Source organism: Desulforhopalus sp. (assembly GCA_030247675.1).
Lineage (GTDB): Bacteria > Desulfobacterota > Desulfobulbia > Desulfobulbales > Desulfocapsaceae > Desulforhopalus_A.
Genome location: JAOTRX010000002.1, coordinates 533038 through 545227, shown reverse-complemented (window position 1 = coordinate 545227; position 12190 = coordinate 533038). Strand labels below are relative to the sequence as shown.

12 protein-coding genes are annotated in these 12190 nt (G+C 45.2%); 3 read left to right on the top strand and 9 right to left on the bottom strand.

Annotated elements, in window-relative coordinates; genetic code table 11:
* Window positions 1-103 precede the first annotated feature (103 nt).
* Window positions 104-1138, top strand: coding sequence for an IS481 family transposase (locus OEL83_02425; protein MDK9705883.1), 1035 nt, complete (start codon window positions 104-106; stop codon window positions 1136-1138).
* 522 nt (window positions 1139-1660) lie between these two features.
* Here the strand turns inward: OEL83_02425 and OEL83_02420 are convergent.
* From OEL83_02420 to OEL83_02380, 9 genes are all read right to left on the bottom strand, one after another.
* Window positions 1661-2074 carry a F0F1 ATP synthase subunit epsilon gene (locus OEL83_02420; protein MDK9705882.1) on the bottom strand — a complete coding sequence of 138 codons (414 nt, stop codon included), beginning with the start codon at window positions 2072-2074 and terminating at the stop codon, window positions 1661-1663.
* 21 nt (window positions 2075-2095) lie between these two features.
* Window positions 2096-3520, bottom strand: coding sequence for a F0F1 ATP synthase subunit beta (gene atpD / locus OEL83_02415; GenBank protein MDK9705881.1), 1425 nt, complete (start codon window positions 3518-3520; stop codon window positions 2096-2098).
* A 49-nt stretch (window positions 3521-3569) separates the two neighbouring features.
* Window positions 3570-4439, bottom strand: coding sequence for an ATP synthase F1 subunit gamma (atpG, locus tag OEL83_02410; GenBank protein ID MDK9705880.1), 870 nt, complete (start codon window positions 4437-4439; stop codon window positions 3570-3572).
* An 18-nt stretch (window positions 4440-4457) separates the two neighbouring features.
* Window positions 4458-5981, bottom strand: a complete 1524-nt coding sequence (gene atpA, locus OEL83_02405; protein MDK9705879.1) for a F0F1 ATP synthase subunit alpha — start codon at window positions 5979-5981, stop codon at window positions 4458-4460.
* On the bottom strand, window positions 5982-6527 hold the full coding sequence (locus tag OEL83_02400) for a F0F1 ATP synthase subunit delta (protein MDK9705878.1): 546 nt from the start codon (window positions 6525-6527) through the stop codon (window positions 5982-5984).
* The gene (gene atpF / locus OEL83_02395; protein MDK9705877.1) at window positions 6524-7186 is read right to left on the bottom strand and encodes a F0F1 ATP synthase subunit B; all 663 of its coding nucleotides are present in this window, start codon (window positions 7184-7186) and stop codon (window positions 6524-6526) included. The genes OEL83_02400 and atpF overlap by 4 nt, the downstream gene beginning before the upstream one ends.
* Window positions 7187-7188: 2 nt before the next feature.
* Window positions 7189-7614, bottom strand: a complete 426-nt coding sequence (locus OEL83_02390; GenBank protein MDK9705876.1) for an ATP synthase F0 subunit B — start codon at window positions 7612-7614, stop codon at window positions 7189-7191.
* Between the two features lie 274 nt (window positions 7615-7888).
* On the bottom strand, window positions 7889-10540 hold the full coding sequence (alaS, locus tag OEL83_02385) for an alanine--tRNA ligase (protein MDK9705875.1): 2652 nt from the start codon (window positions 10538-10540) through the stop codon (window positions 7889-7891).
* Between the two features lie 85 nt (window positions 10541-10625).
* Window positions 10626-11195: an isochorismatase family protein gene (locus OEL83_02380; GenBank protein ID MDK9705874.1), complete on the bottom strand. Its 570-nt coding sequence runs from the start codon at window positions 11193-11195 to the stop codon at window positions 10626-10628.
* A gap of 387 nt (window positions 11196-11582) precedes the next feature.
* Between OEL83_02380 and OEL83_02375 the strand changes: the two genes are divergently transcribed.
* Complete coding sequence (locus OEL83_02375; protein MDK9705873.1) at window positions 11583-11870, top strand: metalloregulator ArsR/SmtB family transcription factor; 288 nt, start codon at window positions 11583-11585, stop codon at window positions 11868-11870.
* 32 nt (window positions 11871-11902) lie between these two features.
* Window positions 11903-12115 carry a DUF2892 domain-containing protein gene (locus tag OEL83_02370; protein ID MDK9705872.1) on the top strand — a complete coding sequence of 71 codons (213 nt, stop codon included), beginning with the start codon at window positions 11903-11905 and terminating at the stop codon, window positions 12113-12115.
* Window positions 12116-12190: the final 75 nt, after the last annotated feature.

The following is a 12190-nucleotide window of genomic DNA, read 5'->3' as shown; positions in this document are numbered from 1 at the left end:
TGAAATAGTTTCGACTTGATCTGACACCTCACTTGAAAAGATGAGGGTTACCAGTTTTGATAAAGGTGCGAACCAAAAATCAAAACATATGGAGGTAACCCTCATGCTACATGGTAACGAACGAATCGTAAAACACAAGATCGGACTGCTCAATCTCGCCGAAGAACTCACCAATGTCTCAAGAGCCTGCAAAATTATGGGACTTTCTCGAGATACCTTTTATCGCTACAAAGCCGCTGTTGATAATGGCGGAATCGATGCACTCATTGATAAAAATCGTCGTAAACCAAACGTTAAAAATAGGGTCGAAGAGGCAATTGAACTTGCTGTCGTTGATTATGCGGTTGAGCAGCCTGCGCATGGTCAAGTGCGGGCCAGCAATGAGCTGCGCAAACGAGGGGTTTTTGTCTCCCCCAGCGGAGTGAGATGCATCTGGCTACGCAACCAGCTGGCCAGGTTCAAAGATCGCCTGAAAGCCCTGGAAAACAAGATGGCACAGGAAGGTACAATACTTACCGAAGCACAGGTTCAAGCTCTTGAAAAGAAAAAGAATGATGACCTTGTTTCTGGCGAAATTGAAACAGCTCATCCAGGGTATCTTGGGTCTCAAGATACTTTTTATGTCGGCACTCTCAAGGGTGTCGGCAGAATCTACCAACAGACCTTTGTGGATACCTATTCCAAAGTCGCGTCGGCGAAACTCTATACCACTAAGACGCCGATCACCTCTGCCGATCTGCTGAACGACAGAGTTCTACCTTTCTTTGAAGAACATCAGTTACCGCTTTTGCGCATTTTGACTGACAGAGGCACTGAATACTGTGGCAGGGCAGAAAGTCACGATTTTCAGCTCTATTTGGCTATTAATGATATCGAGCATACCAAAACTAAAGCCAGGTCGCCGCAAACCAACGGCATCTACGAACGGTTTCATAAAACCATTCTCCAGGAATTTTATCAGGTGACCTTCCGCAAAAAAATCTATTCTGATCTCGACCAACTCCAGCAGGACCTTGATGTCTGGCTTTTCCACTATAACAATGAAAGGACGCATCAGGGAAAAATGTGCTGCGGGCGAACTCCGATGGAAACCCTTGGGGATGGAAAGACAGTATGGCAGGATAAAAACTTGAACTGAATTTGATCTGACAGACACCCGCAAAAAACTGGTAACTGTCAGATCAAGTCGTAACTACTACAATTAAGATCTCTTGATCCTTCCCCCCCTTTCTATTAATTCAACCTAACTATGCCAGACTTTTTCGGGCTCCTGCCTGCATGCTATACTTGTCATTTGAAGTGATTTTGTCACATGCATGCTATTAGTAAAAAGTAATGTTGCCAAATTTCCAATTCTATCAGGTTTGCCTGTTTCATTGCTGACGAAATAGATTTGGATGAAAGCCATATCTAGGACCCATTTTTTTTACTATGTCTCAGAGTTAGATTGCTGTTTAAGATCAAGAGGTGAGTATTATTTACTGGGTGTGGAGCCATTTGCGAATCGATTACGGGCCAAGGGTCATTTGAATCCATTCAGAATATCGATATGCAATAGCAGGGAGAGAGCACTGAATAGAAACAGATAAGGGGGATTAACTCTTGAAAGAGTTAATCCCCCTTATTTTAAACCCACCTTTTAAAAGAGATGGATATATTCTTAGCGAATGCTTGAGGTTTTCAATCGAGCCAACGCCCTTTGCAAAGCAATTTCGGCCCTTCTTCTATTGAAATTCTCAGTTTGCTGAGCAGCTTGAGCCAAACGCTTTTCTGCTCTTTCCTTAGCTTTTAGAGCCCTTTCAACATCAATTTCACTACCCCTTTCAGCACTTTCTACGAGAAAGGTAATCTTGTTGTTTGAGACCTCACAGAAACCACCACTGACCATGAGGCTCTCACGCTTATTTCCTTTCTCATAAGTAAGAGTACCAATTTTGATTGTCGACAGAAAGGGTGCATGATTTGCAAGCACGCCGAAGTCACCACCAAAGCCAGGTGCATTAACGATATCGACATCCTCGTTAATTTTAGCCCCAGTAGGAGTTACGACTTCTAGTCTTATCTGTTGTCCCATCGAATTATCCCCTTATGCAGATTACTTACCTGCAGACTTAGATTTTGCATCTTTCTCAACAGCCTCATCTATAGATCCGACCATATAAAATGAGTTTTCATTGAGATCGTCATGCTTTCCTTCGAGGATTTCTTTGAAGCCCTGAACAGTGTCAGCAACCTTAACGAACTTCCCAGCCATGCCGGTAAAAACCTCGGCTACAGTAAAAGGCTGAGAAAGAAATCTCTGAATTTTGCGTGCTCTGGAAACAAGCTGCTGATCATCTTCAGAAAGCTCGTCCATGCCAAGAATTGCAATAATATCTTTGAGATCCTTATATTTCTGTAAAGTTACTTGAACCCCACGAGCAACCAAATAGTGATCTTTACCAATTACATTCGGATCAAGGATACGAGAGGTTGAGTCCAAGGGGTCAACAGCAGGGTAGATACCAAGTTCAGCAATCTGCCGTGAGAGTACAACAGTACCGTCAAGGTGAGCAAAAGTGGTAGCAGGAGCAGGGTCAGTCAGATCGTCTGCAGGTACATAAACGCATTGTACGGCAGTGATAGATCCTTTGTTTGTTGAAGTAATGCGTTCTTGGAGTGCACCAAGGTCTGTCGCAAGGGTCGGTTGATAACCAACTGCCGAAGGAATACGCCCAAGAAGAGCAGATACCTCAGAACCAGCCTGGGTAAAACGGAAGATGTTATCTATGAAAAGAAGAACATCCTGTCCTGCCTCATCGCGAAAGTATTCAGCAGCGGTCAAGCCGGTAAGAGCAACACGCGCACGTGCTCCAGGAGGCTCAGTCATCTGACCGTAAACAAGAGCCGCTTTAGGTAAAACACCCGATTCCTTCATTTCGTGATAAAGATCGTTTCCTTCACGAGTTCTCTCTCCAACACCACAGAAAACTGAAATACCACCATGATGCATAGCGATGTTGTTTACCATCTCCATCATAATAACGGTCTTTCCACATCCGGCGCCACCAAACAGCCCCATTTTTCCACCAAGTGGAAATGGCACCAAAAGGTCAATAACCTTTATGCCTGTTTCAAGAACACGCACCTCAGTATTTTGTTCAGTAAATAGAGGCGCTTCACGATGTATCGGCATATTCTTGGTGGAGGTTATCGGACCCAATCCATCAACAGGTCGACCAACTACATTCATGATCCTGCCAAGTGCAGCGTCTCCAACAGGGATAGTAATCGCTAAGCCGGTATCTTTTACTTTCATACCCCTGACGAGACCATCAGTTTGGTCCATGGCAATACACCGGCAAACATTGTCACCAAGGTGTTGTGCAACTTCAATAACAAGATTATCCTCTTTATCATTGATACCTGGGTTGGTAACAAAGCATGCATTGAGAATATTTGGTAACTTTCCTGGTTCAAATTCGACGTCAACTACAGGGCCGATAACCTGTGTGATTTTTCCTATTTTTTGTTCACTCATTGGGCCTTACCTCTCCTCAAAAGTATTAGACTATCATAGAGATAAATTGTTATTTCAGAGCTTCCGCGCCGCCAACAATATCCATCAGCTCACTCGTAACAGCAGCCTGACGTGCCTTGTTGTAAATGATGCTCAGGCTCTTCACCATATCTTTACATGCGTTAGTTGCATTGTCCATAGCAGTCATTCTGGCAGCATGCTCGCTTGCTCCTACTTCAAGCATCGAATGGTATACAATGACATTGAGGTAAAGAGGTTGTAACACATCCATGATTTCCTCGCTTGAAGGCTCATAGATGTAATCTCCAGAGAATTTTTTTTCAGCAACAGCTTCACCCTTAACAGGCTGTACAGGAAGAAGTGGCGCGACAGCGGGAACCTGCACCGCAACAGACTTAAAATGACCGTACAAGACCTCGACCATATCCGTTGCGCCACTCAAAAACTCAGATGCAACATCATTGGCGATTTCCCTGGCATTAAACATTTGGAAAGCGCCCATGATATCTCTGTAACTTTTCCTAACCTTACCTGTTTTATTGAGAATTTGACTGCCTTTCTTACCAACACAGACAAAGCTTACTTTTTTTCCGCTGGTTTCATATTCGGCCTGCATCCTTAAAGCTCGTTTTATAATGTTGGCATTAAATGATCCACAGAGCCCACGGTCAGAAGTTACAACCACAATCTCAACGGACTTGACATCACGAACCTCCATCAAGGGAAATGCTGTAGTGTTAGCACCTCCAGACAGATTGGACATCGCCTCATTGAACTTAGAGGCATAAGGTCGAAATGCCTCCATTTTCTCTTGGGCACCGCGCAGTTTTGCCGCGGCGACCATGTTCATAGCCTTGGTAATCTGCGCTGTCTTTTTTACGCCCGAAATCTTAGTTTTTACTTCTTTTAAACTCGCCATATCTTGACCTTTCCGTGATTAGTTAAGACCTTTAGACGCCTTGAAAGTATCACCAAAGCTGGTCAACACCTTATTGAGTTTTTCCTTTATCGCATCTGTGAACATTTTTTCTTTGGCAAGATCAGCAAAAATGCTTGGTTCATTAGACTCAATGTAGCTGTAAAGCTCTGATTCATAGTCAGCCAAGGTATTAACCGGCAGTTTATCAAGATAACCGTTAGAGCCAGAGTATATAATGACAACCTGTTTTTCCATCGGCAGAGGATTATATTGGGGTTGTTTCAATATCTCAACGAGTCTCTCTCCCCTAATCAATTTGGCCTGAGTTCCAGCATCAAGATCTGATCCGAAAGCTGCAAATGCAGCCAACTCTCTATATTGAGCAAGATCAAGGCGAAGAGTACCGGCAACTTGTTTCATTGCCTTTACTTGCGCGGCACCACCAACGCGTGATACCGAGAGACCAACATTGATCGCAGGACGAACACCGGAGAAAAACAGGTTCGGCTCAAGATATACTTGGCCATCTGTAATTGAAATAACGTTTGTCGGAATGAAGGCCGAAACGTCACCGGCTTGTGTTTCAATTATAGGAAGTGCGGTAAGAGATCCAGCACCAAGCTCATCATTTACCTTTGCAGATCTCTCAAGGAGCCGAGAGTGGTTAAAGAAAATGTCTCCAGGATATGCCTCTCGTCCTGGTGGACGTCGCAACAAGAGCGACAGCTCACGATAAGCAACAGCTTGCTTAGAAAGGTCATCATAAATGATCAGAGCATGTTGTCCATTATCGCGAAAGTATTCACCCATTGCGCATCCGGCAAAAGGAGCAATATACTGCATTGGAGCAGGATCGGAGGCACAGGCTGAAACTACCGTTGTATACTCCATGGCACCGTGTTTTCTCAGTGCCTCAACTACGAGAGCAACGGTGGATTTCTTTTGTCCGACCGCAACATATATACAGTGAATATCTGTATTTTTTTGAGCAATGATTGCATCAACACAGAGAGCGGTTTTGCCAATCTGCCGGTCACCGATAACCAACTCACGTTGACCTCTACCAACCGGGGTCATAGCATCTACTGCCTTTGATCCAGTATAGCAGGGCTCATGTACACCCTTTCTTGCAATAACACCAGGGGCTAACACTTCAATTTTCGAAGACAACTCAGACTTAATCGGTCCAAGACCATCGATAGGCACACCAATCCCGTCAACAACACGGCCTTCCATAGCAGGGCCAACAGGCACCTCAGCGATTTTGCCGGTTCTTTTTACAATGTCCCCTTCCTTGATATTGGACACATTACCAAGAACAGCACAACCTACGTTGTCTGCTTCAAGGTTTAACGCAAGGCCCATGATTCCACCAGGAAACTCCAAGAGCTCCATAGCCATACAATTCTGTACGCCATAGACACGGGCAATACCATCACCTACTGAGATAACTGTCCCGGTCTCATTCAGATCTATACTAGTCTCGTAGGCTCCAATCTGATCTTTGATAATCTGACTAATTTCTGCGGCTTTGATCTGCATCTATTCTCTCCCCTTAATGGAATCTTTTAAACCTGCAAGTTGTGTCCGTATGCTTCCGTCCAGTACCAAGTCACCTACCTTGGCGATAATTCCACCAATAATCGTTGGATCAACACTGGTCGTCAGCTTAACCTTCTTGCCAGTTAACTTTTCTAAAACCTTTTGAACATTAGCTTGTAAAGCATCATCTAATTCCACCGCTGAGATGACATTGCCATGACTGATGTTTTTCGCTCCATCAACCATCGATTGATAGGCCTCAGCGATTTCGGGCAGCAATTCAGCGCGTTTTTTTCTAACCAAAAGATTCAAGAAGTTGCCCATAACCGCATCTACGCCCATAGAGGCCACCATGCCTTTCATGACCTTTTCTTTTACATCCATGGGGTACAAAGGATTAGTCACGGCATCAGCGACTTCAGGGTGCGAAATATACAATGTAGCCAAACCCTGTAAGACATCATTGTATTGTTCATACGTCTCTTGGTCTTGACCTATGGTAAAGATGGCTTTAGCGTAACGTCGTGCGAGGATTGTCTGTTTCACTGTACGGCCCCCACTTTAACTAAATAATTATCGATGATCTTCACCTGATCGTCCGCAGTGAGATTGTTTACGATGAGTTTTTCAGCCATAATTGCTGCTTGCTCGGCAACCTCATTCTTTAAGGTTCGACGCGCCTCGGTCAATTCATTCTGAATAGCCATCTCAGCAGAACGTTGAATATCGTGAGCAGCCTGTTCAGCCTTCTCTAAGATTTTTACTTTTTCGATTTCGGCTTGAGCCACTGCCCTGTCTACAATTTTATCTATTTCTGACTCTACCGTTGCGAGTTTGGCCTGGAAATCATTATACGACTTTTCAGCATCTGCTCGTTTTTGTTGAAGATCCTCGATTTCATCCTTAATCTTTTTCTGCCGTGCAGCCAAACCTGCACCGATTGGTTTAGCACCAAACTTCACAAGGATTATCATTAGGGCAATAAAGTTTACAACCCTCCAGCCAAGATCTTTTACCTTAGCCGCTGACAAGCTATTAGACACCTTGCTCGCACCATGTCCACCATCGGCTGTCACGGCATGGTCGGTTGCCGGAGCCGCCTGGCCGGCCTTATCAGAGGCAAACGCCGAGCCGCAGGACAGGGCAAACCACAGGGCTAACGACAACAGGCTGATAAACCTGGCAATGCGCTTCACTTCACTCATAGTTAGAGACTCCTTCCCAGAATTTTGCTCGCCATGTCGGCTGCGAATCCATCCAAACTCGACCGCAGATTTGTTCTGGCGCTCTCGACTTGAGCTCTAAGCTCAGCAAGCTTCGCCTCTTTGGCCGCATCGGCTTCAGCCCGTATCGCAGTGAGCTTCGCATCGCCAGCAGCCTGTGCTTCCGCTCGGGCAGAATCCAATGCTGCCTTTGCCTTGCCTGACGCCTTTGCCATTTTTGCGTCCACTTCTTCCTGTCGCAATTTGGCATTTTTCTCAAACTTCGAGATGTTTTCCTGCATGCCCTGCAGTCTTTCAGATCTCTCCTTAAGGATGTTTCTTATAGGCTTATAAAGCACCCCATTAAGGAGAAACATGAGCACAACCATGTTAACAATCTGAATAAACAAAGTAATATCCGTCGTAATCATGTTAGTAGCTCCTGCTCAACTAATAAAAACGAGAAAACATAACATTCATCAACACGATGAATGATGACCGCATACGATAATTTTACAAAATAACGGCTAAAAGCGAGTAATTGGAACTGAACGGCCATTCACAATAGCAAAAAATTCTTACTGTAAATATGTTACTCTGTCAACTAATTAATGTGTGCAATTCAACCGGCTCGACAATAGCAAAAGGAGTAGCAAACAACATTTGAAGGCTATCGCAAAACTATCCCCCCAGTAATTCACTCCCTCATCCTTCAATGAGTTTCCTGACTACATTTGGCACCGAACTAATTGCTTCGGCCAATTTGTCTACCATCGGTCCACCTGCTTGAGCCATGTCCGGCCGTCCCCCACCTTTTCCACCGACGATTTTTGCGACAATGTTGATTATATCTCCAGCCCTTATTTTGCTCGTCAAATCCTCGGTTACGATAGCTAAAAGAGCCGCTTTACCATTGATACTGCCACCTAGTACCGCGACCCCAGACTTAAGAGTGTCGCGGACTCGATCTCCAACCTCCCGTAATGTTTTTTGGCTATCGAGTTTAATTTCTGAAGCAATGACTTTAACTCCGGCAATTTCGTGAGAATTGGTCAACATACCTTCGAGGTCTGAACTCGCCAATTGCCGTGAGATATCTGCTAGTTGTTTTTCCATACCTTTAATGTTTGCCAGCAGAGCCTCTACTTTAGTAACTATTTCTTGTGGATTGCCTGTATTGAGGATCGCAGCGACCTGCCTTTCTCTACGACTTTGAGTCTGTAATATGGTGAAGGCAGCTGCCGCAACTGCGGCTTCAATTCTCCGCACACCTGACGCGACACCGCTCTCTGAAAGAATTTTACAGACCCCGATCTCACCGGTGGCCGTGACATGGGTACCACCACAAAGCTCCTTACTGAAATCATTCATAGAAACAACTCGAACGCTTTCCTCATATTTTTCCCCGAAGAGAGCCATCGCTCCTTCCTTAAGAGCCTCCTCTCGCTGCAAAATTCGGGTAGCAACCGGCGAGTTTTGCCAAATCTGTCTATTTACAAGAAATTCTATTTCCTCTATTTGCTCCTGCGTAAGGGGTGAAAAGTGTGTAAAATCGAAACGTAATCGATTGGAGCTAACCATGGATCCCGCTTGTTTTACATGGTCCCCTAAATGTTTACGAAGAGCGGCGTGTAGCAAATGTGTTGCGGAGTGATGAGCAGCAATATTTTGACGTCGATCTCTATCGACAATTAATGTCACCTCATATTGTTCAACCAGCTTGCCCTCGGTGACCTCGATTTCATGAAGAACAAGTTTACCTGCCACAACCGAAGTTGCCTGCACCTTGGCCCTCCCTCCTTGCCAGAGAACCTCTCCTTGGTCACCGACCTGGCCTCCCGATTCTGCGTAAAATGGTGTAATTTGAACGTATAATCTGCCAATTTCTCCGGCAGAAATGCTGCTCACCCTTTTACCTTCGGTATTCAAAAGGCCTTCGACTTTTGTCGTAACCGAGAGATCCTGATAACCGATAAATTGTGGCTTTTTCCCCGCTTCTGCGAGACTTTTTACTCCCTCTTCGAGGAGTTTTACACCTTCGTCTTTGCGAGATGATCGCGATTTTTTTCTTTGGTTCTCCATTTCCTGAAGAAATCCCTGCTCGTCAAAATCCAGCCCCCTTTCCAAGGCAATATCCCGCACAACATCGAAGGGAAAGCCAAAGGTATCATAGAGTTTAAAGACAAAGCTGCCTGGAATGCACCTTGAGTTCTCTCCTTTCATCCGCGCTATTTCGTCGTCAAGCAAAGTCAAACCGTTTTCAAGCGTCTCATGGAAACGTTCCTCTTCCTTGGTGACAACCTTGGTTAATAGAGAGAGGGCATCATTGAGGTGCGGATAGGCGTCAACCATTTCCCCCACAACAGCTTGACAGACATCCACCATAAACGGCTTATCCAGTCCGAGATGCTTGCCATACCGTACTGCCCTCCGCATGATTCGCCGCAGCACATACCCAGCGCCCTCATTCCCTGGCAGCACTCCATCGGCAACGAGGAAGGTCGTCGCCCGAGCGTGGTCGGCTATCACCCGCATTGCGGTATCGTTATGGCTGTCTTTCCCGTACTTCTTTTGTGTTAAGAACTCGATTCTGGAAATAATAGGGCCAAAAAGGTCTGATTCATAGTTATTGAACTTCCCCTGCAAAACTGCGGCAACCCGTTCAAGGCCCATACCGGTATCAATGCTCGGCTTCGGCAAACGAGTCATAGTGCCGTCTGCTGCGCGGTTGAATTGCATAAATACCAGATTCCACAACTCTAGGAACCGGTCACAATCGCAACCAAGTGCACAATCCGGCCGCCCACAACCGGCGTCTGCACCTTGATCAATGTGAATCTCCGAACAAGGCCCGCATGGGCCAGTATCTCCCATTGCCCAGAAATTGTCCTTTGCCCCCATTCGCACAATACGCCCCTTAGGGAGAGTCTCTATCTTCTCCCAGAGGACTTGGGCTTCGTCATCATCTTCAAAAATTGAAACCCACAGTTTTTTGGGTGGAAGACCCAGTTCAACCGTAAGGAAATCCCATGCAAAACGAATGGCATCTTCTTTGAAATAGTCGCCGAAAGAAAAATTGCCAAGCATCTCAAAGAAGGTATGATGCCGGGCGGTGTAGCCGACATTTTCAAGGTCATTGTGCTTACCGCCGGCCCTGACACAGCGTTGACTCGTCACAGCCCTGACATAGTCCCTCTTATCTTCGCCCATGAACACCATCTTGAATTGAACCATCCCGGCATTGGTAAAAAGAAGGGTGGGATCATCTTTTGGCACAAGCGAGGAGCTATCCACGACAATATGACCATTTTTCTTAAAGTAGTTGAGAAACCTGCTTCGAATTTCGTTACCTTTCATAATTTCCAAATATTACGTCAATAATTTATCATTGAGACTATGCCCACCCGCCATCGGTAGACCTTTAATATAATTTCCGTGGATACTAGGAGCTCCGATTAATGATAAGCGGCAGTACCTGCTTAAACTCGGCGGTTCCTGCCCTGCCCAGCAACTCGTATATAAGCATTTCCGCTGGACCAATAATCCCTCCAACACTTTGCAAACGAGCAAGGCCGGCTTCATGATCAGCCCTCTTTCTTGATGATACTCCATCGGCAACGATCCAAACCTTAAGCCCCAGATTCAATAGACCCATTGCAGTTTGGTAGATGCAGATGTGTGTTTCTACACCCACTAATGCTATCGTCGTTACAGTTTTGGGAAGCTCGCCGATAAAGGTTGCCGTATCCTCATTGGCTAAGGCGTTGAACTCCACCTTGTCAAAACGTGGAATACCTTGCACAAGTTCTTCAAGATCTGCAGCATAGGGACCTAGCCCTTTGATATATTGGGTATTGGCAAGAATTGGCATTTTGAAGATTCTGGCACAGCGGATCATGAGGTCGACAGTCGATGCAACCCTCTCCGCATCATCAATTTTTGCCATAAGACTTTGCTGAACATCAACTACATGCAAGCAGACATTCCCCGGAGTCAGCAACGAAGTCGTCATTATCCATCCTCCTTGTCTATAGTTCAATGCCTCAAAAAATCGTTATCAATAAACCCTTTTCTCATCCTAGATTCAAGTTTATCCTTTCCATGCTGCAAAAAAGACAACGCTACTTTCAGCCCACTTCCTGCCTCATGCACTGCTACCTAGGTATATTAATGTTGCCTGATAACCTCTTTAGGCAGTATGGTTCACTTCCTATCTCCTGTTAATCTGATCCTGTGCGCAACTAATGCCTTCTCAGGCAACGAGGAAGGCACGTTGAAGGTGTCAGCCTCTGATACCCAGACAAGACTGCTTAAAATCCAGGCGATCCTCCAAAAAAACCTTTACAAAAACATAACAACTATTACATTAAAAACTGAAATACTACCATGAGGGGGGAGAATGCAAGACGAGCAAATTGACGCAATGGCGAAACTTCTAAAATCGATGTCTCACCCGATTCGTTTGAAAATTCTCTGTCTTTTGCAGGACAAGGAGCTTTCTGTAGGTGACATAAGGGAGCAAGTTAAGACAACCAACGCAAATGTATCCCAACATTTAAATATCTTGCGAGGCCAGGGTATCATTGACTACCGCAAGGATGCAAATTTTATCTACAACAAGATCGTCGACAAGCGTATTCTCGAACTTATCAAGAGCATGCGACTGCTTTTCTGCCCAAATCTTTAAAACGCTGCGCATCAAACGAAAGGACAATTGCCATGATAATCACTGATTGGATCCATATTATTGCCGGTTTTTTTATTCTTCTCAGTCTTTCCCTTGGTGTCGAGATCAGCCCTTTTTTCCAAAGTAATTATTGGCTCTTGTTAACGGCATTCGTCGGCCTCAACCTCTTCCAGTTTGGATTCTCAAAGTTCTGTCCAATGGGTCTCATTCTGAAAAGACTTGGGGTTCCTGAAAACAGAGATTAATTTGTCACCCTAGCCTTTATTCCTCCCGAATCATCAATACAGAGCATGACCCTTGCCAACAACAAGCAGTTTCAG